The 26,478-nt window shown below is 40.3% G+C and carries 20 protein-coding genes; 10 read left to right on the top strand and 10 right to left on the bottom strand.

All coding sequences use genetic code 11. The features are described from left to right. The first annotated feature begins 25 nt into the window (after positions 1-25). Genes mtaB through Q1W14_RS11760 form a run of 4 tightly spaced genes read left to right on the top strand, consistent with a single transcriptional unit; the run spans position 26 to position 3,839 of the window. Positions 26-1,351: a tRNA (N(6)-L-threonylcarbamoyladenosine(37)-C(2))-methylthiotransferase MtaB gene (gene mtaB, locus Q1W14_RS11775; RefSeq protein ID WP_300701691.1), complete on the top strand. Its 1,326-nt coding sequence runs from the start codon at positions 26-28 to the stop codon at positions 1,349-1,351. Between the two features lie 14 nt (positions 1,352-1,365). After that, the gene (locus tag Q1W14_RS11770) at positions 1,366-2,265 is read left to right on the top strand and encodes a lysophospholipid acyltransferase family protein (RefSeq protein ID WP_300701689.1); all 900 of its coding nucleotides are present in this window, start codon (positions 1,366-1,368) and stop codon (positions 2,263-2,265) included. Next, positions 2,258-3,274, top strand: a complete 1,017-nt coding sequence (locus tag Q1W14_RS11765) for a glycosyltransferase family 2 protein (RefSeq protein ID WP_300701687.1) — start codon at positions 2,258-2,260, stop codon at positions 3,272-3,274. The genes Q1W14_RS11770 and Q1W14_RS11765 overlap by 8 nt, the downstream gene beginning before the upstream one ends. Before the next feature lie 46 nt (positions 3,275-3,320). After that, positions 3,321-3,839, top strand: a complete 519-nt coding sequence (locus Q1W14_RS11760) for a methylglyoxal synthase (RefSeq protein ID WP_300701685.1) — start codon at positions 3,321-3,323, stop codon at positions 3,837-3,839. An 87-nt stretch (positions 3,840-3,926) separates the two neighbouring features. Here Q1W14_RS11760 and Q1W14_RS11755 read toward each other — a convergent pair whose 3' ends face one another. The 5 genes from Q1W14_RS11755 to Q1W14_RS11735 all read right to left on the bottom strand — a co-directional run bounded on the left by Q1W14_RS11755 (position 3,927) and on the right by Q1W14_RS11735 (position 13,038). Continuing rightward, positions 3,927-4,607, bottom strand: a complete 681-nt coding sequence (locus Q1W14_RS11755) for a porin family protein (RefSeq protein WP_300701683.1) — start codon at positions 4,605-4,607, stop codon at positions 3,927-3,929. 131 nt (positions 4,608-4,738) lie between these two features. Further along, positions 4,739-6,427: a hypothetical protein gene (locus Q1W14_RS11750; protein ID WP_300701681.1), complete on the bottom strand. Its 1,689-nt coding sequence runs from the start codon at positions 6,425-6,427 to the stop codon at positions 4,739-4,741. Between the two features lie 728 nt (positions 6,428-7,155). Continuing rightward, positions 7,156-7,548 (bottom strand): dihydroneopterin aldolase, encoded by a 393-nt coding sequence (folB, locus tag Q1W14_RS11745; RefSeq protein ID WP_300701679.1) that lies wholly within the window; start codon positions 7,546-7,548, stop codon positions 7,156-7,158. 134 nt (positions 7,549-7,682) lie between these two features. After that, positions 7,683-10,376 (bottom strand): 4-alpha-glucanotransferase, encoded by a 2,694-nt coding sequence (locus Q1W14_RS11740; protein ID WP_300701677.1) that lies wholly within the window; start codon positions 10,374-10,376, stop codon positions 7,683-7,685. A gap of 124 nt (positions 10,377-10,500) precedes the next feature. Then, positions 10,501-13,038 carry an adenosylcobalamin-dependent ribonucleoside-diphosphate reductase gene (locus tag Q1W14_RS11735; protein WP_300701675.1) on the bottom strand — a complete coding sequence of 846 codons (2,538 nt, stop codon included), beginning with the start codon at positions 13,036-13,038 and terminating at the stop codon, positions 10,501-10,503. 341 nt (positions 13,039-13,379) lie between these two features. Here Q1W14_RS11735 and Q1W14_RS11730 point away from each other — a divergent pair, with 341 nt between their 5' ends. Then, on the top strand, positions 13,380-14,114 hold the full coding sequence (locus Q1W14_RS11730) for an NADPH-dependent oxidoreductase (RefSeq protein ID WP_300701673.1): 735 nt from the start codon (positions 13,380-13,382) through the stop codon (positions 14,112-14,114). Positions 14,115-14,189: 75 nt separating this feature from the next. Here the strand turns inward: Q1W14_RS11730 and dnaA are convergent, their stop codons facing one another. The 3 genes from dnaA to Q1W14_RS11715 all read right to left on the bottom strand — a co-directional run bounded on the left by dnaA (position 14,190) and on the right by Q1W14_RS11715 (position 18,077). Beyond that, positions 14,190-15,578: a chromosomal replication initiator protein DnaA gene (gene dnaA / locus Q1W14_RS11725; RefSeq protein ID WP_300701672.1), complete on the bottom strand. Its 1,389-nt coding sequence runs from the start codon at positions 15,576-15,578 to the stop codon at positions 14,190-14,192. Positions 15,579-15,909: 331 nt separating this feature from the next. Then, the gene (locus Q1W14_RS11720; RefSeq protein ID WP_300701670.1) at positions 15,910-16,821 is read right to left on the bottom strand and encodes an MlaD family protein; all 912 of its coding nucleotides are present in this window, start codon (positions 16,819-16,821) and stop codon (positions 15,910-15,912) included. Between the two features lie 14 nt (positions 16,822-16,835). Further along, on the bottom strand, positions 16,836-18,077 hold the full coding sequence (locus Q1W14_RS11715) for an N-acetylmuramoyl-L-alanine amidase (RefSeq protein ID WP_300701669.1): 1,242 nt from the start codon (positions 18,075-18,077) through the stop codon (positions 16,836-16,838). Between the two features lie 202 nt (positions 18,078-18,279). Here Q1W14_RS11715 and Q1W14_RS11710 point away from each other — a divergent pair, with 202 nt between their 5' ends. Both Q1W14_RS11710 and Q1W14_RS11705 read left to right on the top strand, forming a co-directional pair. Next, on the top strand, positions 18,280-19,245 hold the full coding sequence (locus Q1W14_RS11710; protein ID WP_300701667.1) for a transporter: 966 nt from the start codon (positions 18,280-18,282) through the stop codon (positions 19,243-19,245). Positions 19,246-19,259: 14 nt separating this feature from the next. Further along, positions 19,260-19,889, top strand: a complete 630-nt coding sequence (locus Q1W14_RS11705; protein ID WP_300701665.1) for an HAD family hydrolase — start codon at positions 19,260-19,262, stop codon at positions 19,887-19,889. A 3-nt stretch (positions 19,890-19,892) separates the two neighbouring features. On the opposite strand, the gene Q1W14_RS11700 is transcribed toward Q1W14_RS11705, so the two are convergent. Together Q1W14_RS11700 and Q1W14_RS11695 are read right to left on the bottom strand one after the other, a co-directional pair. After that, the gene (locus Q1W14_RS11700; protein WP_300701663.1) at positions 19,893-20,855 is read right to left on the bottom strand and encodes a glycosyltransferase family 2 protein; all 963 of its coding nucleotides are present in this window, start codon (positions 20,853-20,855) and stop codon (positions 19,893-19,895) included. A 52-nt stretch (positions 20,856-20,907) separates the two neighbouring features. Next, positions 20,908-21,285: a GtrA family protein gene (locus tag Q1W14_RS11695; RefSeq protein ID WP_300701764.1), complete on the bottom strand. Its 378-nt coding sequence runs from the start codon at positions 21,283-21,285 to the stop codon at positions 20,908-20,910. Between the two features lie 95 nt (positions 21,286-21,380). Here Q1W14_RS11695 and Q1W14_RS11690 point away from each other — a divergent pair, with 95 nt between their 5' ends. The 3 genes from Q1W14_RS11690 (at position 21,381) to Q1W14_RS11680 (ending at position 26,477) form a co-directional block, all read left to right on the top strand. Further along, positions 21,381-23,093, top strand: coding sequence for a glycosyltransferase family 39 protein (locus Q1W14_RS11690; protein WP_300701661.1), 1,713 nt, complete (start codon positions 21,381-21,383; stop codon positions 23,091-23,093). Positions 23,094-23,113: 20 nt separating this feature from the next. Then, positions 23,114-23,650, top strand: a complete 537-nt coding sequence (locus Q1W14_RS11685) for an HD domain-containing protein (RefSeq protein ID WP_300701658.1) — start codon at positions 23,114-23,116, stop codon at positions 23,648-23,650. Positions 23,651-23,729: 79 nt separating this feature from the next. After that, entirely contained in the window at positions 23,730-26,477 is a 2,748-nt protein-coding gene (locus Q1W14_RS11680; RefSeq protein WP_300701656.1) for a putative LPS assembly protein LptD, read from the top strand. The last annotated feature ends 1 nt before the right edge of the window (position 26,478 follow it).

Genomic DNA, 26,478 nt, shown 5'->3' with positions numbered 1-26,478 from the left:
CATCGTAAAATGTGTTTATAAACTCATGATAGATACCAATATATTTCAAGATAAGACGGCGGTTTACTATACGCTGGGGTGCAAACTGAACTTCTCAGAGACCTCCACTATAGGTAAGATTTTGCGGGAAGCAGGCGTGCGTACGGCGCGTAAGGGAGAGAAAGCGGATATTTGTGTGGTTAATACTTGTTCGGTAACAGAGGTCGCAGACAAGAAATGCCGGCAGGCTATCCATAAACTAGTGAAACAGCATCCCGGAGCTTTTGTGGTAGTAACCGGTTGCTATGCCCAACTTAAGCCGGAAGCCGTTGCAAAGATAGAAGGTGTCGATGTAGTGTTGGGTGCAGAGCAGAAGAAGGATTTACTCCAATACCTTGGCAATCTGCAAAAACACGACGTAGGAGAGGCATATACTTCAGCTTTAAAAGATATACATTCATTTGCCCCTTCTTGTTCGCGGGGCGACCGGACTCGCTTCTTTTTAAAAGTGCAGGATGGTTGTGATTACTATTGTTCTTATTGTACTATACCCTTTGCCCGTGGTCGTAGCCGTAACGGAGATATTGCTTCCATGGTAGCACAAGCTCGCCGGGCGGCTGCTGAGGGTGGAAAAGAGATTGTCCTGACCGGAGTTAATATCGGAGATTTCGGTAAAACTACCGGAGAAACTTTCTTTGACCTGGTTAAGGCACTGGATGAAGTAGAAGGCATTGAGCGTTATCGTATTTCTTCCATAGAACCTAATCTGTTGACGGATGAAATTATAGAATATGTGTCTCATTCACGCCGTTTCATGCCTCATTTCCATATTCCATTGCAGTCGGGCAGTGATGAAGTCTTGAAATTGATGCGTCGTAGATATGATACGGCTTTATTTGCTTCGAAGATAAAGAAGATAAAAGAAGTAATGCCCGACTCTTTCATTGGCGTGGATGTTATAGTTGGTACTCGTGGCGAGACGGAAGAATATTTTGAGCAGGCATACCAATTTATAAAAAGCCTGGATGTTACGCAACTCCATGTATTCAGTTATTCCGAACGCCCCGGTACGCAAGCTTTGAAAATAGATCATGTGGTTACTCCTGCAGAGAAGCATCTTCGGAGCCAGCGATTGTTGGAAATCTCGGAGGAGAAAACACGGGCTTTTTATTCACGGCATATAGGTCAAACCATGCAGGTTTTGTTAGAACGGTCTAAGCCGGGTATGCCTATGCATGGTTTTACTTCAAATTATATTCGTGTGGAAGTGCCGCATGACGATGCTCTGGACAATCAAGTTGTTGCAGTTCGTTTGGGCGATTTCAATGAAGACGGTTCGGCACTTTCGGGTCTTGTAATTTGTAACTCGTAATTTGTAATTGAAAAGTGAAATCAAAGATTATCTATTGGTTAACCTATGCGGGCATGTGGCTTTTGGCACTGCTGCCATTCAGGATGATGTATATCCTTTCTGATGGTTTGTATTTCCTGATGCGGCATGTGGTGCACTACCGGAGACGGATAGTTCGTCGTAATCTTCATAATTCTTTTCCGGAGAAAACGGAGGCGGAGTTGCATGAGATAGAACGAAAATTCTATCATTATATTTGTGATTATATGCTCGAAGAGGTTAAGATGCTGCGAATGTCTTTCGAGGAACTTTGTAGTCGTATGGAGTATGACAATACCGAGGAGTACCTTGCGATGACTGAGAAACATGGGGGGATTGTTGTACTTATACCCCACTACGCTAATTTCGAATGGCTGATAGGCATGGGGAGTATCATGCGTCCCGAAGATATGCCGGTACAAGTTTACAAACCCTTGCGCAACGTATATATGAACGAGATGTTCAAATTGATTCGCGCCCGCTTTGGCGGATATAACGTGCCGAAACACTCTACTGCCCGTGAAGTAATCAAGTTGCGTCGTGAGGGGAAGCGCATGGTTGTGGGATTGATAACCGATCAGTCGCCCAATATCAGCGAAGCCCACCATTGGACTACTTTCCTTCATCAAGATACGGTGTTCATGGATGGCGGCGAACGTATAGCCAAGTTGATGAACTTCCCGGTCTTCTATTGCGAGCTGCAAAGAACGAGTAGGGGACATTGTAAAGCCAGTTTCGAATTACTGACCGAGACACCGAAGCAAACAGCTGATGGCGAGATCACCGAACTCTTTGTCCGTCGCTTGGAACAAACCATTCGTCGTGAACCTGCTTACTGGTTCTGGTCTCATAAACGTTGGAAAATAAAACGTGAAAATACAGTGCTACATGGATAAAATAGCCGTTGTCATATTGAATTGGAACGGATGCGAAATGCTTCGCTCCTTCTTACCTTCTGTTGTACGCTTTTCTGAGGCTGATGGCGGCGTTGTGTATGTAGCCGATAATGGTTCTACGGATGCTTCTGTAGAAATGCTTCGTCGTGAGTTCCCATCTGTACACCTTATTGTTTTAGAGAAGAATAATGGTTTTGCCGACGGATACAATCTCGCATTGAAGCAGGTGAATGCCGAATATGTTGTGTTACTAAACTCCGATGTCGAAGTGACAGAGCACTGGCTTGCACCGCTTGTTGACTTTATGGATATTCATCCCGAAGTAGCAGCCTGTCAACCGAAGATACGTAGCTGGCGGCAAAGAGAACAGTTTGAATATGCGGGAGCTGCCGGCGGATTCATTGACCGTTACGGATATCCCTTCTGCCGTGGACGTATTCTTGGGGTAGTAGAAACTGATAAAGGGCAATATGATACAGTGATACCGATCTTTTGGGCCACGGGTGCTGCCCTGTTTATTCGTTTAAAGGATTATTGGGAAGCGGGAGGATTGGATGGTCGATTCTTTGCTCACATGGAAGAAATAGATTTATGTTGGCGACTTCGTTCCCGTGGGCGCCAGTTGGTATGTGTACCTCAGAGTGAAGTATTCCATGTAGGTGGAGCTACTTTGAAAAAGGAAAATCCGCATAAGACCTTTCTTAATTTCCGAAATAATCTTGTAATGCTTTACAAGAATTTGCCGCAAGAAGACTTGCTTCCGGTTATGCGTATGCGTGCTGTACTAGATTACATTGCGATGTTAAGTTTTGTACTGAAGGGGCAGATTCCTAATGCTTTAGCAGTGCTTCGTGCATGCCGTGATTACGCATCTCTTAGACCTTCCTTAACTGCATCCCGTGAAGAGAATCTTAAAAAAACTTGCCTTACTGTGATACCCGAACGGACAAAAAGTAGTATCTTGGCACAGTTTTATTTGCATGGCAAGAAGTTCTTTTCACAATTATAAGAACTCTTGCTTGCTTCAGATTGTTTACCTTTAAAGGTATTTACTTATGGAAAAATTAGTTAGAAAAATTGGATTAGTGGCACATGATGCCATGAAGAAAGACCTTATAGAATGGGCACTTTGGAACTCGGAATTATTAATGGGTCACAAATTTTATTGTACAGGTACTACGGGTACTCTTATCCTTGAAGCTCTTAAAGAAAAGCATCCTGATGTAGAGTGGGACTTCACCATTCTGAAATCCGGTCCTTTGGGTGGTGACCAGCAGATGGGTTCGCGTATTGTAGATGGAGAGATTGATTATCTTTTCTTCTTTACCGATCCGATGACCCTCCAACCACACGATACGGACGTAAAAGCCCTGACCCGTCTTGCCGGAGTAGAAAATATCGTTTTCTGCTGCAACCGAAGTACGGCTGACCATATCATCTCCAGTCCATTGTTCGTTGATCCTGCTTACGAACGTACTATTCCCGATTATACCAGCTACACCAAGCGTTTTGCAAACAAACCGGTGGTTGCCGAAGCGGTAGAATCAGCGAAGAAGAAGAAAAAGAAGAAATAAGTTTTTATATTCAGAACAAAGCGAGGCCCTTTTTGGGTAAAGGTGCTTCACTCTGTTCTGAATACTTTAGTCTAGTCGTTTTTTAGTTTAGAACAGATAGCCTACAGATAGTTGGTAACCATAATTACGCAAGCCGCATTGCTTTTGAACTTTCATTATAGATTCATAATATTGCAGGGAAACAGTGTAATGACTGGCTATCACAGCTTTTACGCCACCTATGGCTCCATAAGACCAATCCCGAAAGGCATTTAATTTTGCTTCATAGTCATGAGGGAGGTCAGACGGAACGGTATAAGAATACCCATTCATCGGCTTCCATTTATCCGATATATTTCCTGATGTTGCTTTTAGTGAACAATTTCCTGCACTGAAGTTAAGCGAACCGTATATTCCGATGAAAGGAATCAGATTTATGTTCTTGCAAAGTGGAATGTCATAACCTACTTTAATCGGTATGAACAAATGATTTAACTTGATTTCAGTATTAGGAAAGTAGAATACAGAAGCATCTATGAGTTCCATTTTACTTTGAGTTTGCATAAAAGACACTCCTGACATTAACATCCAATGGTGCTTGAACTCGTAATCTACCGTTCCTCCGATTTGGAAGCCTGCTCCCATGCCACCTTCCTTTTGAGCATGATTTTTGCTACTTTTATAGTGCGATAGGTTAGCACCTGCTTCTACGCCAAACTTTACTTGCTGGGCAGAAGCCGGAATGTTGAAGATGAGTATAGATAAAACTATTGTGACGATTGCTTTCATATTCCAATTGTTTTATTGATTTATGTCGGCAAAGTTAGGGCGAATAAATGTTATGGGAAAGGATTTATAATCACACTTTGTTTCTGTAATTAATTGATTATTAATTATATATTACTGAATCAAGTCACACTTTACATATTTGCTCTATTCATTCTTTCTTTTATTCTATATTTCCGTTGATTAATGGTGTGTGTGTCATGGTAGCCGAAGCAAAGAGCAATAGTTTGTGAGTTTACCTGAGCTTCTTGCAAACAAAGATAAAGTAAATCATCTTCTACTAACTTTGGATATTGTTCTTGCATCTGCATAATATAGTCGGCGTAGATGTCGAATATGGTTTCCTTAAGCTTCTTTAGTTCAGAGTTTGTCATCACTTTCATTTCCTTTTTGTCGGATGCATTTTGCTTAGAAAGAGTAACAATATTTTTATAAATGTCACTCTGGGTGAAAAGCCAATTTCTTAGTGCTTGCTTTTCCATGCTTAATTTTTCTATGATGCTTTCCCTATCTTCAATCTCTTTAGATTTATCTTCTTTTTCTTGCATTAAACTGTCATGTTCCTTTCGTAGAAGAGAGATAACATGTAGGCTTTCTTCCATTTTCTTTTGCATGGAGAATAGTTTGCTCTGAGTCTTATTTAAAGTTTGTTGATAAATAAGCTGGGATTTCTTTTTCTTATTTATACGATATTGATAGTATATTACAAGGAAAGAACAACCGAAAATAAAGTAGGTAATGGCTAATCGCATCTGGCGGCGTCCTTTACGTTTCTCTTTTTTGATTTGTTTTTCTGTGTTGTAGTCATAAATAAGCTGTTGTATCTCAGTGGCCTTCTCGGCAGCCACTATAGAGTCCATATTGGCAATGTACTCCTCTAAATAGTGGTGGGCTGCTTTAAAATTTCCTTTTTCTTTTTCGAGATCGCTTAGGCTGAGCAGAGCCGTAAATCTTCCCGTAAAGGATGAATCTTCCATACATTTGTTTATGCAAAAGATTATGCTGTCTCTGCTGATTTCCGTTTCTAGTAACAAGCTCGCCAAGTTGTTGTAATATCTGCCTTTAGGCTCTTTTTGTGGTGCGTAAACAAGTGCTTTCCGGGCATAATACAGTGCCGAGTCATTTTTGTCGAAATCGTAGAAACTAAGACTTAATCCTAATATGGAAGCAGCTATTTGTACGGAATCTTTTGATAAAAATGCGTATTCTATAGCTTTGCGTTGCGTTATAATAGTCGAATCTTCTGCTTCCGTCATGCAATAATAGGCACTGATGCCATTCAGCGCAATGGATTTGTCTTTGTCCGTCACGCAACAATCGTATAATTCCGTGCACATTTTGAAAGACTCTTCATAATACCTCGCATTAAAATACAAATTTCCCAGTGAACTTAGTATAAGTCTGCGGGTTTCAATCTCTTCAGGGAAATTACTGAGTATGCTAAGTCCTTCTTGTAAATATGCGATGGCATTCTCTGGATTATTCATTTCTTCTTCCAGCCGTCCTTTATACAGCAATCCTACGGCTCGTTCTTTATCATCTTTGTCATAATATTGTAGTGCTACATTCAAAAGTGAATCACAGGGAAGCAATGGCTTCACTGCTTTGTCCGTTGCACGAGCTAGAAGTAGGGCATAGCGTGCACACTCTTTTTGAAAGAGGTCTTGCAGATGGGGCAAAGAATGGAGCAACTGCAGTGTACTGTCGGGATATTCTTCTATGATCGATTCGGCTTGCAGAAACAATGTTTCAGTCTGCTTATCGGGAGTACAGGAGGAATGTAAAAGTATATATAGGAATAGAATAATATAGCTTTTGTTCATGGGTCACACTTTTTCATTGGTTGACTTGCGCTGCAAAGGTAACTAAAAAGTCTTTGATATAATAGTCAAAAGCTATATCATGTTTTGAAAAGCAAGTGCTTTGGTTGCTAATAATATAAGCTTTTCTTCTTTCAAAGGTTTAGTCAACCTAGAATAGAGATTAACGAAAACTGAGTCAACCTGAGTCAGGAATAGTAAATCATAAGGTCAACCACTGCTAGGGTTAGTAATCTTTCAAGTCAACCTATAGCAACAATAAGAAATAAGCAAGTCAACTGTAATCAGAGAAGTACAGCATTATCCGATTAAGAAATTGCATTTATTAAGAGCTTACAATAGTTAGCCTTTAAGCTTACAATAATCAATAGATAGGCTGACTAATGTGAACATAAAGGCTGACAATTGTAATTATACAATTGGAAACGGGGATTTATCGAATGATATGTATGGCTTTTAAGTACTTTGCACAAGGCATTGTCGTATCAAACACAGTCATGGGAGATATTGAACTCAGGGGAGGCAGTACACATTCATAATCAAAATGATACAAACCCATTAACTTGTTTTCGGGTCGATACAGTGGGTGTAGGCAAATTTTGCCTACACCTTTTTTATTTGCTTACACTATATCTGTAATGCCTATGAATAGGGGAATGTGTAAAACTGGTGGCAGAGTGTAGGCAGAACGCACAAAACTCTGTTTAGTTTTTATTTTAAAAGGAATGTTTTTAGAAGGGCAGTCCGGTTTTAGGGTCTATGTATGGTCTTGTACTTTTTATTTCCACACCAGCTGCTTCTATATCCGCTCCCATAGGAGGGTTACGCTTCATCAGCTTCATTTTGATTTCTTCTATCTGTGGGAAGTCTTCGAACAATCGATTCATAATACGTCCGCTGACGTGCTCCAACAACTTGGAGGGAACTGACATCTCTTGTTTTACAGATTCGTAAATATCGGCGTAGCTGACAGTATCTTCTACGTTGTCCGTCTGCATGGCTTGTTCTATATTCACCTTCAAACGAAGACTGACGGTAAATTCATTGCCGACTAGGGTTTCTTGTGCGCCTACGCCGTGACGGGCGAAGAAGCGGAGATTATCTAAAAGAATATAACTTTTCATACTATGGGGATTTGTCTTTTGTGCAAACTTACTGATTATTTGCCTATTCGACAAGTTTAAAGAAAAAACAAAGGGAAACGCATCATCAATCTGTGCGTTTCCCTTTCTATAAATTATTTTAGTTACTTTTCTTCTTATCGTCCGGTTTGCTCAATCAATCCTTTGATCTTCTCATTCATGCTTTCTGCTTTCATCAATTGTTCCAGCGTGAGATGCATGCGCCAACGCCAATAGTGTCGTGGGTTAGCCGGAATATTGATACGCTCTTCCTGTACATTCGGGTTACGCCATTTGCCATCTATCGACAACCAATCTTGCAAAGACAGAATGCAGAGCATGGAGTTACTGCTGAGGTGTTTGCGTACAATCTCCTCGCAAATTTCCGGTGTCGCTACGGCTGGTGCAGCACCGTAATGCCCGAGTACTGCATTGAAATATCGCTGTGTCTGCTGGAAATCTTCTTCCCACCAACCACGCAACGTTGACATATCGTGTGTGGAGATGGTACAAACAGAACGGTATGGGTACCAGTCAGGATAACCGAATTCTTGAGTCGGGTCTTTGGGCATACGTTGTATTTCCAATGAAAGGATACGCAAGTCGTTCATAACCCATGCTACACAATCGGGTATCATACCTAGGTCTTCACCACATACCAACATGCGTGTGGATTGTGTTAATTGGGGTAACTTCTTCATAGCTTGTTGTCCCCAGAAGTCATTGTGACGATGATAGTAATATTGGTCGTACAGACGATTGAAAGCAGCTTTTTCCCAATCGTTTAGTGCACGATAGACGTAATCGTGTTGTACACCGATACGTGGATGATATTTATTCGCATCGTGGCGATCGGGTACAAACAATACATTGCTGATAAGGGCGTACAGGCCATCTCGAATCCAAATACTATCTTCATCGGTTTTTCTGGCAAAGTAAGCTTCTACTTTGCGTTGAGTGTCGAATTCGGGACGCATGCGGTAGATTTCCCAAGTTCCGGTTGGTTCAATGAATGTCTGTTTTACAGTTTCGGTATGCGGACCGAACATCTGTCCCAGGAAATACTCATGAATATAAGGTTTCAAGAAGAAATCTTCACGAAACGCCAGCCCGTAATTTTCTATCTCTTCGCACGTCATAGGCAGGGCGGGAACGAATTGTCCCAGCAAGCCATGTACTGCATGCATCGGTATTTCCCAAATACGGAAGAAACCGAGAATGTGGTCTATGCGATAGGCATCGAAGTATTCGGACATTTTGCGGAAACGCTTCATCCACCAGGCATAACCATCTTTCTCCATTACGTCCCAGTTGTAGGTGGGGAATCCCCAGTTCTGACCATTTACAGAGAAGTCATCGGGTGGTGCACCGGCTTGACCGTTCAGGTTGAAATAATGCGGTTCTTTCCATGCTTCTACGCTGTTGCGGCTGATACCGATAGGTATATCGCCTTTCAATACTACACCATTTGCACGCGCATGCTCGGTAGCGGCAAGCAGTTGCAGGTGGAGGTTGAATTGGATATAATAGTAAATAGCGATGTGCGGATAGTCGGCAGAGTCGGGTTGACAAAGCTTTTCTATCTCTTTGGCATTGTAAGCGGTGTATTTAGGCCATTCGCGGAAATTCGGAGTCTTGTAGACATCGCGTAGATAGCTGAATACAGCGTAAGGTTGTAGCCATTCTTTGTTTGCCTCGAAGAAATCGCGGAAAGCATCCGATGCTAATACTTTTTCTCCTTCTTGCTTAAAGATAAGATGGAAATACTCCCATTTAATTTGGTTGACAGCTTCGTAATCTACGGTAGGCAGTGCATTCAACTCTTTCTGACGCTTATTGAAATCTGCCATCAGTTTTTTATCCTTCAAGGTGCCCAACTGCTTCAGGTCGGTGTACATCGGATGGAAAGCATAAATGGAGATGCTGTTGTAAGGATAAGAATCCGTCCATGTATGCGTCATGGTCGTGTCGTTGACAGGAAGAATCTGAACGGCTTTTTGATGAGTGGCGCTTGCCCAGTCTATCAAACGTTTCAGGTCGCCAAAGTCACCTACGCCAAAGCTCTTTTCAGAACGCAAGGAGAATATGGGAACTGCTACACCGGCACCTTTCCAACCGGGAAGGTCGAAGTAAACATAACGGTCGCCTATGACAAGTGTCTCATTCGAACCGATTTGTGGGTCTGCCATATAGCGGTTGGGGTTATTTTCCCACGCTACAGTGCACTTCTCTTTCTTATTATAAAGAACGAATTTATATTCCAGCGGGAAATTGATCTTGGTGGCATCTAGCTCTACTTGCCATTCAGGGAAATCCGCATCGCTCATCAATATAGCTTTTTCGGGATTCCAATCGCCTAATGCTTTTTGATTTCCACATATAGCCAGGCAATGATCACTGTCAATGCAAGGTGCGTATGCTTTTATTGATAAGCCTTTCTTATAACTTTTAGGGGCGGCACTGCGTTCGCGATGCGCCAGTAAAGATTCGGTAAATGCTGAGGTGTAGAAATACTGTTGTTCGGGTAAGTTCTTCCAGCAATCTTCTATACGATAGCTCTTTTTAGGGTTATCTGCTACGTATAGGGTGCGGGGGAAACTGTTCCATTCTGTACGTATGGATTTTCCGTCGCGATAGATGTGGTAACTGTAATGTATGTTTCCATTTTCCGGCATTTGTACGTCCACTTCTGCTGTCCAATGAATTCCGTCTACGGTATGCAGGGGAGTGGCTTTGTCGGACTGGTTATTGCCAAGTTCGGGAATGGAGCCCGATACCCTGACTTCTTCGCCCCAACTGGTGCGGTACTCGATATTAAATAGTAGTATCATATATATTAGATTTAGAAATAGCTGCAATGATTATGCAAGTATAGAAAATATTCCTCATAATCATGCAGCTATCAATATCTAAGTCATTTAAATTCCTATGCAAACGTTTGTGCTTGTTGCAATCTTATCCGCAACGCGAGGCTCCACATGTTTTGCAGATAAGGCAACCTTCTTGATAAACAAGGGTTTCGTTACCGCAATTCGGGCATTTCTTGCCTTTGGCTTCTGTGCCGTCAGTTACATATTTCTTCAAAGCACGCTCTACACCGTTCTTCCAAGTGTTGATGTTTTCGCTGTCCAATTGCAGAGAAGCTACTAGCTTCATTACTTGCTCGATAGGCATACGATAACGCAACACACCTGAAATCAGTTTGGCATAATTCCAGTATTCTTTATTGAACTTCTCCGACAGACCTTCGATGGTAACCTTGTATCCGCGTTTGTTCTCGAATTGGAAGTCATAACGTTTGTTTCCATGTTCATCTACATTCTTGATGATATGACCGGAAGTTACATTCTTCGGCAATATGATTCCTTCATCATCATCCAGCACACCGGTGAAGATTTCATACGGATGATTATCCAGAAGACCGACAAATGCTACCCACTTCTCTTTGTTGTTCTGGAAGCGTACAATGTCTGCATCCAAAACTCTGGGGCGAGTTTCAACAACCGTAGGTGGTTTGCATGGAGGAAGATCTTCTTTCTTGTCACTCTTTGTTGAGATAAGCACGCCTGAACGAGAACCGTCACGATACACTGTACATCCTTTACAACCGGACTTCCAGGCTTCTACATATAAACGGTTCACTAAGTCTTCATCGACATCATTCGGTAAGTTGATGGTCACACTGATAGAGTGGTCCACCCATTTCTGAATGCGTCCCTGCATCTTGACTTTCATCAGCCAGTCTACATCATTGGATGTTGCTTTATAATAAGGTGACTTTTCTACCATGGCATCCACTTCTTCCTGAGAATATTTCTTTGCAGGATTGTAGCCTTGTGCTTCCATCCAGGTTACAAACTTGGGATGGAATACGATGTATTCTTCAAAAGCGTCACCGGTTTCATCAACGAAATCTACATGAACGTTCGTGTCGTTCGGATTTACTTTACGACGACGTTTGTATACAGGCAAGAATACCGGTTCGATGCCGGAAGTTGTTTGAGTCATCAAACTGGTGGTTCCGGTCGGAGCAATAGTAAGACATGCAATGTTACGACGACCATACTTCTTCATATCTTCGTACAATTCCGGATCAGCTTCACGCAAACGGTTGATGAAAGGATTCTCCTTTTCGCGATCTGTATCGTAGATTTCGAAAGCACCGCGTTCCTTGGCCATTACTACAGAAGAACGATAAGCGTTCAAGGCAACCGTCTTGTGTACTTTTTCAGAGAATTCGGTTGCTTCTTCGGTACCATAACGCAAACCCAATGCTGCAAGCATGTCACCTTCGGCAGTGATACCAACACCGGTACGGCGTCCCTGACCACTCTTCTTATATATCTTCTGCCACAAAATACGCTCGGTATGTCTTACGTCTTCACCCTCCGGATCAGAATCAATCTTATCCATGATACGTTCGATCTTCTCCAACTCAAGGTCGATGATGTCATCCATGATGCGTTGTGCCAAAGCTACGTGCTTGTTGAATAGTTCGAAATCGAAATAAGCATCTGCCTTAAATGGATTGACTACATACGAATATAAATTGATAGCGAGCAAGCGACAAGAGTCGTACGGACACAACGGAATTTCTCCACATGGATTAGTAGAAACTGTACGATAGCCTAAATCTGCATAACAATCGGGCACGGATTCTCTGAGGATGGTATCCCAAAAGAGAACACCCGGTTCGGCTGATTTCCATGCATTGTGTACGATCTTTTTCCACAAATTAGCTGCATCGATCTCTTTCTTGAAAGTGGGTTCCGCTGCATCAATAGGATATTGTTGTACAAACGGTTTGCCTGCAATAGCCGCTTCCATGAAAGCGTCGGCTAACTTTACAGAAACATTAGCGCCTGTAACTTTGCCTTCTGTCATCTTGGCATCAATAAATGCTTCAGAATCAGGATGCTTGATGGAAACACTCAACATTAATGCGCCACGACGTCCGTCTTGGGCAACTTCACGGGTTGAATTCGAATAACGCTCCATGAATGGTACCAGACCGGTAGAGGTCAATGCAGAATTCTTTACCGGAGAACCCTTGGGGCGTATGTGTGACAAGTCATGTCCAACACCACCACGGCGCTTCATTAATTGTACTTGTTCTTCGTCTACTTTAAAGATAGCACCGTAAGAGTCAGCTTCACCATCCACACCGATTACAAAACAGTTGGATAGAGAGGCTACCTGATAGTTATTACCAATTCCAGTCATCGGACTTCCTTGCGGAACGATGTACTTAAAATGATCAAGCAAACCGAAAAGTTCCTCTGAACTCAATGGATTGGGATACTTAGCTTCAATTCGAGCTACTTCATTGGCAATTCTCCAATGCATGTCTTCCGGAGATTTCTCATATATATTTCCGAAAGAATCTTTGACTGCGTATTTGTTTACCCAAACTCTGGCAGCCAACTCGTCACCTTGGAAGTATCGTAAAGATTCTTCGTAGGCTTCGTCATAAGAATAATTTTTCTTTTCCACGATGCTGAAATTCTTAGATTTAGTTGCAAATAAGTAAATTTGTAGAAGTCATACTTATCGTTAACAAATGAGATTGCAAAGCTAGGAAGGATTTTCAATTTGGCAAAATAAAAATGAAGGTTTTTATTAACCGATTGAAAGTTTTCTAGTTTTAGTTGTTAATTAGTTGTCTTCTAGTAAATTGTACTTTTTGAAAAACAAGAAAGTTTCCCAAAAAGTATTTTATGAACAAATAGCGACTGGAAAAAGTTTTCTCGATAATGAAAAGTATACTCTATTTTTATAGAGTACTTAAATGACAAATTGTGATTCTTTTCATATATTTGCAGAAAAAAGAAAGAATGGAAAGCTTGAAACAAAGGAGAACTATCCGAAAGTATCAGCAGAAAGAAATTTCTTCTGATTTGTTAAATGATTTGCTCGAAACATCTTTCCGGGCTTCTACAGTTGGAAATATGCAAATCTATAGTGTGATTGTAACCCGTGATGCAGAGCGCAAAGCAAAATTAGCTCCGGCACATTTTAATCAACCGATGGTGCAAACGGCTCCGGTAGTGCTTACTTTTTGCATTGACCTACGCCGATTCAGTAAATGGTGTGAACAGCGTAAGGCGGAACCGGGATATAATAATTTTGAGTGGTTTGTAACAGGTTCCGTGGATACTTTGTTAGTTGCCCAGACTTTTTGTGTTGCAGCAGAAGAAAAAGGATTAGGCATTTGCTATTTAGGAACCACCACTTATAATCCTCAAATGATTATTGAAGCTTTAGAATTGCCGGAACTAGTCTTTCCTATTACCACAGTGACAGTAGGATGGCCTTCCGAAGTTCCGCCCCAAGTAGATCGTTTGCCTTTGGAGGCTATTGTTCACGACGAAACTTATCATGATTATACTCCTGAGGATATCGATCGCCTGTATGCTTATAAAGAATCATTGCCCGAGAATATACAATTTATCTTAGAAAATAATAAAGAGACATTGGCTCAAGTTTTTACGGATGTTCGCTATACAAAGAAAGATAGCGAAGCTATGTCGGAAAACCTTTGGCTAGTTATGAAAAAACAAGGATTCTGAGTTAGTGATTAGATATTAGTGATTAGTGATTTGCTTGTGTTTGTCTTTGATAAGCAAATTACTAATCATTAACCGCTATTTTTTCAGTGTTGCTTGAATCTCATCAATTTCCGACCGGAAAGATTTATCGACTTCCCTCAGTTCCTTAATGGTCTTACATGCATGCAATACGGTAGCGTGATCTTTGTTGCCAATCATAGCTCCGATTTTAGATGTAGACAATTCTGTGTTATTCTTGGCTAGGTACATAGCTATCTGTCTGGCTTGTACTACTTCTCTCTTTCTGGATTTGGTATGAATGGCAGCATTCTCTAAGCCGAAGTGTTTACATACAGTCTTTATGATGTCATCAACGGTAACCGATTTACTTTCACTGTTAATAACTTTACGGACGATACGCTGTGTAAGTTCCAGGTCAATCTCCTTATTGTATATGGTAGAGTGCGCCATAATGGAGATAACTATACCTTCTAAATCGCGTACACTGTCTCCTACATTCTCTGCAATATATTCGATTACTTCTGGCGGGAACTGTAATCCATCACGATTTATCTTGTTGCGCAAGATGTTTTTACGAAGTTCTACTGTCGGCTTTTCTAATTCGGCAACCATTCCCCATTTAAAACGGGTTATTAATCGCTCTTCCATACCTTGAAGTAACACGGGTGCACGGTCGGAAGTCAGAATAAGCTGTTTTCCGTTTTGGTGTAAATGATTGAAGATATGGAAGAATGTATTTTGGGTCTTAGTAACGCCGGCAAATTCTTGAATATCATCAATAATCAATATATCAATGGTTTGGTAGAAGTTGATAAAGTCGTTAGTGGTATTATTGCGCACAGAGTCAGTGTATTGCACTTGGAATAAATGTGCAGAAACATATAGAACTCTTTTGTCTGGATATAATTCTTTGATCTTTGTTCCTATAGCATTGGCAAGGTGAGTCTTGCCTACACCGGAAGCGCCATACAGAAATAACGGATTGAATATGGTTTTAGCCGGGTTAAGAGCAACAGCTTCTGCCACACTACGCGACAGCTTGTTGCTATAACCTTCAATGAATGTTTCAAAATTATATTCAGGGTTCAAGTGCGGATCAAGCTCTGGAACCGGAATCTGCGGGATCTTTTTATCGATCACCGGTTTTTGTGGAATAATAGTACGATGAGTTGATTCGTAATTAACGGTTTTCTCAGGGCGGGAACTCTTATCCACCATGACATTATACATCAATTTCGTCCCGTCACCTATTACCTTATAAAGAGTTTTACGCAATAAGTCCACAAACTTATCTTCCAAAAACTCATAAAAGAACTGGCTGGGCACTTGTACGACCAGCGTTTTGTCCTCATATTTTAAAGGCATGATGGGAAGAAACCATGTTTTATATGTCTGCTCCGGAACATTGTCTCTGATAATTTCAAGGCAGCGGTTCCATAGCCCGACATGATCTATTTCACTCATAACGGCTCTAAATACATTTATTAATTAAGCAAAACTTCTACGATTGCAAAATTCGCAATCTTATTCGAAAAAAACAAATCCTTTTTTTCTTGCGTTTCTCCAAAAAGTAATAAGCACTTTACACTCAGTAACTTATCGAAATGACTAAGAATAGCCCTTGTATAGGACTATTGTGTTTATGTAATTGCTTGATAACTAATGTGTTTTGTTTATTTCTTATCTCGAATACTCTTCGTGTATCGAAGTGCGAAAAGTACTCTCTAACTCTCTAAATAGAGTTGTTAAGGGCTTTTCTTTTATTTTATTTCTTATCCGCTTATTTAGACGAATTCTATTTAATGGATATTTTCTCCTTATCTTTCTTTCCAAATAAAGAGAAATGAACGTACCTTTTTGGGTGCGATTTTAAGTCTTCTAACAGGCTTGCGGCATTGTATGTCGTCGCATTTAAATTATTATAAAGAGACGGATCATTTAGCAAGAGACCGATAGTGTTATCTTTCTGGTTCAATTTATCTGTAATCATTTTTACATTTGCTAACGTTGAGTCAACCTTTTGCATGGCGGCAGCAAAGTTTATTTCTTTTAAGTTGTTGGAAACGAGTATGAAGTTGTCTCCGATGGTATTTAACTTGCCTGTTAATTGGGGGATGTCTTTTTTCATGAGCGTTTGCAATTGATGGCTACTCACAGCCATGCTTGCAGTTAGATCTTGCAGATTATGCAATGTTGCAGGTATAGCAGGGTCCGCCATCACTGTGTTCAATGAAGCGAGAATTGAGTCCAACTTCGGGAGTATCTTTTCTATTTCCGGCATCATATTGGCTACTTTTTCCATCATACCATTGTTGAGTATTCCAGGGATAGTATCACCTATCTGGTATTTTTCACGAGGATTATTGGCAAGCAATAAATTCATTTTTACTCCTCCTAACATTTCAGCGGTTAGTTCGGCAGTACTTCCTTTTGGAATGCGCAAATCCGGATTTACGTCTATTTCGGCAACTACTTTCCCCGGTTGTGTATAATCATAATATAAATCACGCACAATACCTACGCGGAAACCATCGGCAAATACCGGGCTCGACTTGGTCAAGCCATTTATATTTTGAAACTTTACATAGAAATAACTGGAAGGCTTAAACATATTAATGCCTTTCAGGTAATTGATGCCATATACTAATATGCAGAGGGCAGCAATGCCCGCAATTCCTATTCTGACTTCTTTAGTGATATACTTCATGATGTATCTTGTTGTTATTTGTTTCTTTTTCTTTTAAACTCATCGATAGCAACGTTGACATTCATCTTTTTGCCATCTTTGAATGCGATGATGAAAGCATCTTTGAATTGAGCTGCAATGTTACGCTTAGTGCGCAATACATTGTTATAATCAGACGAATCACCATAAGTGTATTTATATATGCCGCCTTCCTTATAATAATCTACACCTTTCAGCCCTTTTAATCTTTTGTCATTTTGGGCTAATGGTCTGGAAGAAGTAAGTATTTGTATTTTAAACACGATACCACTACGTTCTGTTTGAGAAGTTACTGCTTTTTCTACTTGTTGAGGACGTTGGGGGGCTTTTGAAACTACTTCTTTAGGTGATTCTTCATTTTCCAGAGTTTCATTACTCGTAGTATCTATTGTTTCTTTCTTAACCGGATCTGGTACATCTTCCGGCAAAATGGTATTGCTGCTTCCGTTCTGGCGAATTTCCTGTTCACGCTTGTAAGCAAGGAATGCACGGAAAATTCCGTCGGCTAGAGTGGTTGTTCCGGTTTCAGAGTTTAAATAGCGTTCTTCTTCCGGCGTAGAGATGAATCCAAGCTCAACTAATATGCTGGGCATGGCACTGGCTTTTAATACAAGGAAACCAGCCTGATGTACTCCTCGGTCAACACGTTGGCATGTATTGCGAAAATGACGCTGTACAAGTGAAGCTAAATGTACACTCTGTGACATGTATTTGTCTTGCATGAACTCGAAGATAATATAAGACTCTGCAGAATTAGGATTAAAACCAGCGTAGCGGGTCTTGTAATCGCTTTCATATAGAATAACGGAGTTCTCACGTTTTGCCACTTCTAGATTAGCATCAGATTTGGCTAGACCTAATGTCCAAGTAGAAGCTCCTTTTGCCACCCGGTTATTGGCTAAGGCGTTGGTATGAACAGAAATAAATAAATCTGCTTTTGCATCGTTTGCTATCTCAGCACGTCGGTCCAAAGGGATAAACACATCGCGTTCCCGAGTGTAGACTACTTTTACATCGGGACAATTCTTCTTGATTTGTTTGCCTAGTTTCAGGGCTACATTCAGATTGATATTCTTTTCTTTGGAGATTTTACCAACTGCACCCGGATCATGGCCGCCGTGACCAGCATCGATTACGACAACAAAATCTTTAGCTATAGCACTGCTGATACCAAAGGGAGAGGTAAGCAGCCCTAAGCATATACTTATAAATAATATGTAGCGTCTATATAGTTTCATATAAAAATTGTTGCAAATGTAGTAGAAATTTATAGAAAACTCATGCTTTGTATTTAAGTTTTGTTTATTTCACGGTCATTTTTGGCGGTTTTAGTCTCGAAAGATACTTTATTTCTATTCTAACCATTTATTTATTGATACGGTTCAACTTATTGATAATATAAGTAACTTTGCATCGAGTTAATTTTAAAAGTAGATAGGTATGATTCTTCGTTTCTTGAAGAACTGGACGTTGCCTTTGGCAATGATTGCCGGCACTCTGGGATATTTTTTCTTTGCAAGGATTCCTTTCTTGGCACCTGCTAAACCTTGTATAAATGGCTTGGTGGCTTTTCTTACTCCAACTTTAATCTTTGCACAACTGCTACTTACGTTTTGTAAGGTAGAGATGCATGAGTTAAAACCAAAAATATGGCATGCGTGGCTACTGATAATTCAAACGATTTCTTGTCTGATTGTAGCAGTTTTATTGGTCTATTGTCCTATGGAAGAAACTTATCGTGAAGTTTTTGAAGGGGCTATGGTCTGCCTTATCTGTCCTACTGCCACTGCTGCTGCTGTTATTACAGGAAAGTTAGGAGGAAGTGCATCCAGTTTAACTACTTATACATTGTTGTCCAATCTTCTAGCTGCTGTGGCTGTTCCAATAGTTTTTCCAATGGTGGAACCTCATGCTGATATTACTTTTATTGCTGCTTTTCTGAAAATTCTAAGTAAAGTATTTCCGTTACTACTTTTCCCTTTCTTTTTAGCTTGGTTTCTACGTGCCTTTGTGCCGAAAATACATCATCTTTTATTAGGTTGTCGGGATGCAGCTTTTTATTTATGGGCAGTGGCACTTGCCATCGTTTCCGGGCAAACGGTACGTTCTTTGATTAATAGTGATGCGTCAGTATTTGTAGAAGTCCTGATTGCTCTTGCCGGTTTGATTACGTGTTGTATTCAATTCTATTTAGGTAAAAGAATTGGCGGTCACTATCAGGAACGTATTAGTGGAGGTCAGGCATTGGGTCAGAAGAATACTGTATTGGCTATATGGATGGCATATACGTATTTGAATCCATTATCGTCTGTAGGCCCAGGTTCGTATGTACTGTGGCAAAACATTATCAATAGTTGGCAGTTGTGGAAAAAGAGGAAGAAAGAGGATGAAATGTCCGAATATTAAAGTAGAATAGATATATGAAATACAAGCATATCATATTTGATATTGATGGAACAATGTTAGATTCAGCTTATGCTGATCTTACTGCACTACAAAGAGTTATTCTTGAGTTGCAGAATAGGAATTATCCAATCAGTGATTTACACTTTGCATTAGGTATTCCGGGCGAAGTGGCATTAAAGCAATTGGGTATTAATGAGGTATCAATGGCTAATCAGCTATGGAATAGCTACATGAAAGAGTTGTCATATACAATGAAACTATTTGATGGCATAAAGGAATTGCTTCTTGAACTTAAAACCAGAGGTTTTAAACTTGGGATTATCACCTCTAAGAATAAAAAAGAATTTCATAATGATTTTACTCAATTTGGTATTGATACATATTTTGACACAGTTATAACTGTTGAAGATAGCATTACTCCCAAGCCATCTGCTGAGCCAATGTTGGCTTACTTAAACAAAACGGGGGTAAAACCACACGAAGTGATTTATATTGGAGATACAGTTTATGATAAGGAGTGCGCTGCACATGCCGGAGTTGATTTTGGTTTAGCTATGTGGGGCTGTCATTCTGTAGAACAAATTCATGCCACTTATTATTTTAAAACTCCCAAAGAGGTTCTGAACTGGCAAAAGAATGAATGAAGTTTATGAACGTAATAATAATTCCTCCTCATTATAGCGTGGGCGGTCTTTCACTTCTATGTATATCTTTCCGATATATTCTCCAACAATGCCAAGCGAAATGAGTACTACTCCGCCTACCAACCAAATGGAAATCATTAAAGAAGACCATCCGGGGACAGTGCTATGCAGGAAATAAGAATGGAGTGTCCATGCTGTAACGCATAATGCTATCAAGATGAATATGCAGCCTAACCAGAAAATCATACGAACAGGCTTTACAGAGAAGGAAGTGATGCCGTCAATAGCAAAATTGAGCATCTTTTTGAATGGGTATTTAGATTCTCCTGCAAATCGTTTGTCGCGATTGTAATAAACAGATGTTGTTTGGTAGCCAACAAGAGGTACTAACCCACGCAAGTACAAATTGCGTTCACGGAAGCGGCATAAATATTGCAATGCTCTTTGACTCATCAAACGGTAGTCTGCATGATTGTAGACCGACTTCACACCCATGGCTTTCATTAGACGATAAAAAGCCAAGGCGGTACTTCTCTTGAAAAAAGTATCGGTATTGCGCTCTTTGCGTACGCCATATACAATATCATTTCCGGCTTTATAAGCATCTATCATCTCAGGAATCACATGGATGTCGTCTTGTAAATCTGCATCAATTGAAATAGCTACATCACAACGCTCTTTCACTGCATTCAGACCGGCTAGCAAGGCATTTTGATGTCCTACGTTTCCTGCAAGATTTAAGCCACAGGCATAGGAAGTATGCTCATGGAGATCTTTAATAATGGGCCAGGTTTGATCTGTACTCCCATCATTTACATAGAGTATATAGCTTTTGGGAGAGATTTGCTGCTCATGAATTAGTTTATCAAGCAAAAGAGAAAGTCTTTTGTGAGTTTCAGGTAATACAGCCTCCTCTTTATAGCAAGGTACGACTATGGCAAGTATGAGGGATTTTTCCTTTTCCATAAATATAGATGTTTCTGCAATGTTCGTAAGAAATTGTGAGAAAAGCAAATTATCAATCTTTTCTTTTGAAAACAAATCGAACTAATAAAAAGTTGACCGGTATGGCTATTGCAAAAACCGGAATGGGTGCCAGTGGCTTGGATACTCCTAACCATAAGAACAAGTTCAAAAGGCCCATGTGCAGTAAATAATTACAGAGATGAGCTCCACCGAAACCAAAAGCCCTGCTCCAGGAAGGTTTTCTTCTAAACGTAAAATAGGCGGAAAGATAGAAGTTGGCAGTGAAGCTACATGCATAGCCTAGTGTATAGGCTATATTCACATTTATAATTTGTTGCAATATAAAATACAGCCCGTAGTGTATGATGGTGGCAACGACACCTACCATAGCGAAACGGATAAATTCAGGAAATTGTTTTAGTTTAATCATCATCATAGTTTTATTGTATTGCGCATGCAAAATTAGGTATTGTTGCAGAATAATTTGTACTTTTGCCCAGCGAAAACATAAAAACGGATAAAATTATGTCAGACAGGAAGAAAGCGTTCTGGTTTATTGCGCTATTGAGCGTACTTGTGGTTGTTCCTTTTTTGGGAGAAACTATCTTTTATTCTAAGGGTGAGCCTCGTGAGGCCATTGTTGCTTTCTCTATGCTGGAGAGTGGAAATTGGATTCTCCCCTTTAATTATGGAAGTGATATTGCTTATAAGCCTCCATTCCTTTACTGGGCGATTGCTTCTTTTTCCTATATCTTTGGAGGATTGACGGAGTTTTCATCACGGTTGCCGTCTGCGTTGGCATTTTTAGCTATGCAGTTAGTGTTTTTCTCATTTATAGCCAAGCGTAAAGATGTAAAAACGGCGGTACTTTCTTCCATACTGTTATTAACCTCTTTCGAAGTGCATCGTGCTGCAGTTGCTTGTCGGGTGGATATGCTACAAGTCTCATTCATTGTAATGTCGCTATGCCTGCTTTACCGCTGGGATGAAAAAGAATGCCGTGGGATACCTTGGGTGGCAATACTTCTGATGGGAGGGGCTTCACTTACTAAAGGACCTATAGGCTCTATTTTCCCTTGTTTGATAATTGGTATTTATCAATTGATGCGTGGACGTTCATTTGTCAAGGCTTTCTTCTCTTTGGCGGGAATCGGTTTGCTTTCGCTCATTCCGTTGTTGGCATGGTATCTGGCTGCTTTCCAGCAAGGTGGGAAAGAGTTTATGGATTTAGTGTTGGAAGAGAATACCGGGCGTTTCCTTGGCAAGATGACTTATGAATCTCATGAAAATCCTATTTGGTATAATTTCCTGACTTTAATTTGGGGATGGGTGCCTTGGACGTTGGTCTTGGTTATTTCTTTGTTTGGTTTGAAATGGAAGAACATGCAGTTCTTGCCACAAGGGAATGGAATGGTACAGCGGTTGAAGAAAGGGTGGAATACTTTCTGTAATCAATCGCCCATACAGTTGTTTGTTTGGTTGGTTATATTGATAATCTTTATATTCTATTGCATTCCAAAGAGTAAAAGAAGTGTCTATTTACTTCCTATCTACCCATTTATGGCAGTGTTGATTGCCGAATATTTGTTAGCTTTGGCACAACGTGGAGCTAAAGTCTTTAAAATTTGTGCAATCATCTTTGCTTCTCTTGGATTGTTATTAACTTTAGTGTTTCTTTCTGTTCGTTGTGGCTTGATCCCTGATAGTATTTGGGGCAGTGGACGTCATGCTGCCGAAAATATAGAATTTATGCGTGTATTGGAAAAAACTTCTTTATCCATACCCAAATGGTTCCTGATTGTGCTTCCTGTAATAGCTTCTGTTTGTACGCTGCAAATGGTGGTTAAGCGTGCTGATACGCGCTCCTTGTTATATGGTATTGCAGGGTGCATGCTTTGTATGTTTATTGTTTTGGATGGTGTATATCAACCAATTGTGTTGCCGGTAAAATCAGATAAGTATTTAGCGGAACAAGTAAAAACAACTGTACCTGAAGGTCCTGTTTATTCTTATTCGTCTATGAGTTTCTATTGTACAAATTTTTATTTGGATGATCGTATGAGACATATAGAGGTAGAACAACCTGCCGAAGGTTATTTGTTGGTGCCAGAAAAGGAAGAACAAAAGATGTTGGTTGAATTAAGTAAAACATATCAGCTGGAAAAAATGTTTCGTACAGATAAACGTAGTTGTGATATGCGTGATGAAGTATGCATGTATAAATTTAAACGTAATTAATTGAAAATTCATAAATCGAAGTGAATCCAATTCATATTATAGATAAATATTATCCGGAAGATAATGAGTTGAAGCATATTCTGCTAACTCATAGTCATTCAGTCGCAGATAAAGCATTGAAGATTGCTGATCATCATCCGGAACTTGCGTTAGACAAGGAGTTCTTATATGAGGCTGCCATGTTGCATGATCTCGGTATTTTTCTTACTGATGCTGAAGGTATTTATTGTTTTGGTGACAAACCCTATATTTGTCATGGATATTTAGGAGCTGACATAATGCGTGAGGAAGGATATCCTCGTCATGCGTTGGTTTGTGAGCGACATACGGGTGCAGGACTTTCATTGGAAGAGATTATTGCTCAAGGTTTGCCTATTCCACATCGTGAAATGGTTCCGCTGAGTCTGGAAGAACAAGTCATTTGCTTTGCCGATAAGTTCTTTTCAAAGACTCGTTTGGATAAGGAAAAGAGTATAGAAAAAGCGCGCAAAAGCTTGGAGCGCTATGGCGATGCCGGCTTACAACGTTTCGATTGTTGGTGCGAACAGTTCTTGTAGCAATCTAAATTTCTTTAAAAAGGGAGATTATCCGTATAAAATACGTACTTTTGCCCCTTCAAGCGTAAACTATAAGTTAATGACGCCATTGAAAGCAAATACATTCATATCATTTATACTACTATTTGTCTTACTCCTACTTTCCGGTGAGGCTGTGTCTCAGCGTCGAGGAAGGGGAATGATACCGCGAAGTCAGCAGCCGGATTCTTTACAGAACGGAGACGCACTGCTGAATGATTCGTTGCGGAAAGATTCTATTACACCTCCTCCACCCAAGAAAGATGGTTTGGATGCTCCCGTTACATACGAAGCAACTGACTCTATTGTGTTTACCCAAGGTGGTTATGCACATCTGTATGGGCAAGGAAAAGTGAATTACGAAAAGATAGAATTGGCTGCCGATGTTATTACCATGAATATGGATAGTAGCACAGTTTATGCTCATGGAGTGGAAGATTCTTTAGGAGTAATGCAAGGTACTCCGGTATTTAAGGATGGTGAAACTCCATACGAAACTAATACTATCCGTTATAATTTCAAAAGTAAAAAAGGTCTTATCAGCAATGTCGTAAGCCAGCAGGGCGAAGGGTATGTTACCGGTAACAATGCAAAGAAGGGATTGAATGATGAACTTTATATGAAAAGCGGTCGTTATACAACTTGTGACCATCACGATCATCCTCACTTCTATATGCAGATGACTTATGCCAAGGTACGCCCAAAGAAAAATGTGGTGACGGGTCCTGCTTATTTGGTAGTAGAAGACGTGCCATTGCCTCTTGCTGTTCCATTCTTTTTCTTCCCTTTCTCAAGCAGCTATCAGTCCGGTTTTTTGATGCCTACCTATATGGATGATTCAAACCGTGGTTTCGGTTTGACTGATGGAGGTTACTATTTCGCTATCAGTGATCAGATGGATTTAAAATTAAGAGGTGATATCTTTACGAAAGGTTCTTGGGCTTTGAATGCGGAAACTAATTATGTGAAACGATATAAATACTCAGGAACGTTGCAGGCAAACTATCAGGTAACCAAGACCGGTGATAAGGGATTACCCGACTATTCGGTTGCCAAAGACTTCAAGGTGGTATGGTCGCATCGTCAAGATCCTAAGGCTAGTCCGAATTCAACATTCTCGGCCAGTGTGAACTTTGCTACGAGTAGTTATGAACGTACCAATATTGGTAATATGTACAATGCGCAGGCAATGTCACAAAATACAAAAACATCTAGTGTCAGCTACTCGCGTAACTTCCCTGACCAACACCTTAGTATTTCTGCCTCCGGTAATATTGCTCAGAATATGAAAGACTCTTCCATTGCTGTGACGTTGCCGGATTTGAATATTTCTTTAAGTACTATTTTCCCTTTCAAGCGGAAACATCCAGTTGGTAATGAACGCTGGTATGAAAAGATTTCAGTGCGTTATACCGGTCGTTTGAAAAATAGTATTACGACTAAAGACAATATGATATTTAAGAAGAGTTTAGTGCGTGATTGGGATAATGGTATGCAGCATGATATTCCTATCAGTGCCACTTTTACTCTGTTCAAGTACTTTAACCTGACTCCTTCAGTCAATTATACGGAGCGTTGGTATACACGGAAGATTAAGCAGGATTGGGACACCCAACATGAGGCTATAGCAAGAGATACAACGTATGGTTTCCATCGCGTATATAACTATAGTGCCAGTTTAGGGCTTAATACAAAGATTTATGGTATGTATAAGCCTATATTCTTTCCTAAGAAAGCGATACAGATTCGTCATGTCATCACTCCATCCGTTAGTATTAGTGCAGCCCCCGACTTCACGTCGTCACGCTATGGCTATTATGACTCTTATATCAAAGAAATGAAAGATGGTACACGTGATACGGTGAATTATTCTTATTATGCCGGTCAGGCATTTTCTCCTCCCGGTGGAGGTAAGCAGGGGAGTGTAAACTTTAGCATCTCCAATAACCTTGAGATGAAGTACAAAGATAAGAATGACTCTATCCGTAAAGTTAGTTTGATTGATGAATTGGGGGCAAGTATCTCTTATAATATGGCGGCACAGACTCGTCAATGGAGTGACTTGCAGTTAAACCTTCGTATGAAGTTCGGTAAGAACTATACATTTAGTATGGCTTCTACTTTTGCTACCTATGCTTATGAATTTGATAAGAATGGAAAGGTATATGTCGGTAATCGTACGGAATGGTCTTACGGACGTTTTGGTCGTTGGTCCGGTTACGGAACTTCTTTCAGTTGGACATTGAATAACGATACCTGGAAAAAAATATCCAACTTCTTCTCCGGTAATAAGGATGAAGATAATGATAAAGACAAGAAGAAAACTGATGAATCCGCCGGTGAGGAAAATGGTGAGAATACAGATGAAACCGACAATGGTACTTCCAAAAAGAAAACGGAGAAAGCTGCTGTAGATTCAGATGGATATCAAGTATTCAAAATGCCTTGGTCTATTAATTTTAGTACAGGTTTCAATATAACGGAGGATAATACTAAGCCTATTAATCGTGAGAATATGCGTTATCCTTATAAAGTTAGTTTGAACTCACTTGGAATTAATGGCAATATTAAAATCAGTAATAAGTGGGCTGTCAGCTTTAACTCAGGTTACGACTTTAATGCGAAAGAAATCGTACAGACCTCGTTCAATATAACCCGTGACTTACACTGTTTCAGTTTGTCTGCTGCACTTTCTCCATTCGGAAGATGGAAGTACTATAACTTCACGATTCGTGCCAATGCAAGTATCCTGCAAGATTTGAAGTGGGAGCAGAGAAGCCAGACGCAAAGTAATATTCAGTGGTATTAAT

The organism is Bacteroides sp., assembly GCF_030151085.1.
Lineage (GTDB): Bacteria > Bacteroidota > Bacteroidia > Bacteroidales > Bacteroidaceae > Bacteroides.
This window is presented reverse-complemented; position numbering and strand designations above follow the sequence as displayed.

Excerpts from the sequence above, each read along its gene's own strand:
- Q1W14_RS11695 (WP_300701764.1), bottom strand. The coding sequence starts at position 21,285 with ATGATTAAACTAAAACAATTTCCTGAATTTATCCGTTTCGCTATGGTA.
- folB (WP_300701679.1), bottom strand. The coding sequence starts at position 7,548 with ATGAAAAGTTATATTCTTTTAGATAATCTCCGCTTCTTCGCCCGTCAC.
- mtaB (WP_300701691.1), top strand. The coding sequence starts at position 26 with ATGATAGATACCAATATATTTCAAGATAAGACGGCGGTTTACTATACG.
- dnaA (WP_300701672.1), bottom strand. The coding sequence starts at position 15,578 with ATGAGTGAAATAGATCATGTCGGGCTATGGAACCGCTGCCTTGAAATT.
- Q1W14_RS11720 (WP_300701670.1), bottom strand. The coding sequence starts at position 16,821 with ATGAAGTATATCACTAAAGAAGTCAGAATAGGAATTGCGGGCATTGCT.
- Q1W14_RS11710 (WP_300701667.1), top strand. The coding sequence starts at position 18,280 with ATGATTCTTCGTTTCTTGAAGAACTGGACGTTGCCTTTGGCAATGATT.
- Q1W14_RS11730 (WP_300701673.1), top strand. The coding sequence starts at position 13,380 with ATGGAAAGCTTGAAACAAAGGAGAACTATCCGAAAGTATCAGCAGAAA.
- Q1W14_RS11765 (WP_300701687.1), top strand. The coding sequence starts at position 2,258 with ATGGATAAAATAGCCGTTGTCATATTGAATTGGAACGGATGCGAAATG.
- Q1W14_RS11760 (WP_300701685.1), top strand. The coding sequence starts at position 3,321 with ATGGAAAAATTAGTTAGAAAAATTGGATTAGTGGCACATGATGCCATG.
- Q1W14_RS11705 (WP_300701665.1), top strand. The coding sequence starts at position 19,260 with ATGAAATACAAGCATATCATATTTGATATTGATGGAACAATGTTAGAT.
- Q1W14_RS11690 (WP_300701661.1), top strand. The coding sequence starts at position 21,381 with ATGTCAGACAGGAAGAAAGCGTTCTGGTTTATTGCGCTATTGAGCGTA.
- Q1W14_RS11740 (WP_300701677.1), bottom strand. The coding sequence starts at position 10,376 with ATGATACTACTATTTAATATCGAGTACCGCACCAGTTGGGGCGAAGAA.
- Q1W14_RS11750 (WP_300701681.1), bottom strand. The coding sequence starts at position 6,427 with ATGAACAAAAGCTATATTATTCTATTCCTATATATACTTTTACATTCC.
- Q1W14_RS11755 (WP_300701683.1), bottom strand. The coding sequence starts at position 4,607 with ATGAAAGCAATCGTCACAATAGTTTTATCTATACTCATCTTCAACATT.
- Q1W14_RS11700 (WP_300701663.1), bottom strand. The coding sequence starts at position 20,855 with ATGGAAAAGGAAAAATCCCTCATACTTGCCATAGTCGTACCTTGCTAT.
- Q1W14_RS11715 (WP_300701669.1), bottom strand. The coding sequence starts at position 18,077 with ATGAAACTATATAGACGCTACATATTATTTATAAGTATATGCTTAGGG.
- Q1W14_RS11680 (WP_300701656.1), top strand. The coding sequence starts at position 23,730 with ATGACGCCATTGAAAGCAAATACATTCATATCATTTATACTACTATTT.